Genomic DNA, 264 nt, shown 5'->3' on the forward strand with positions numbered 1-264 from the left:
CGTACGGGGAAAATAGTCGATCCATCACGCGCCCTAATCCGGCGAGACTGAATTGGACGAAACGCTGCTCGTCGATCACGAGCCGGACCTCCAATCCTTGGACGAACGCTGAAGCCGGCTTGCCTGGCATCCAGCGCCGCACCCTTTCAGTCGAGAGGGACACGAGCGCGTCGAATCGCCGGCCGGCGTCGGGCGCAAACATGCCGAAGCGAGTGCACAGCCGCTTGAGCTCATTGAGGCCTTCGGCGTTCAGCCGCGCTGCCT

At 63.3% G+C, this 264-nt stretch carries 1 protein-coding gene; it reads right to left on the minus strand.

All coding sequences use genetic code 11. From position 1 onward, the window contains the following. Positions 1–264: type VI secretion system baseplate subunit TssF (locus tag R0J88_RS20945; RefSeq protein ID WP_410901017.1), on the minus strand; the 264-nt coding region annotated here is incomplete at both ends.

It is taken from the genome of Pseudoalteromonas sp. SIMBA_162, from assembly GCF_046535955.1.
Taxonomy (GTDB): Bacteria; Pseudomonadota; Gammaproteobacteria; order Enterobacterales; family Alteromonadaceae; genus Pseudoalteromonas; species Pseudoalteromonas marina.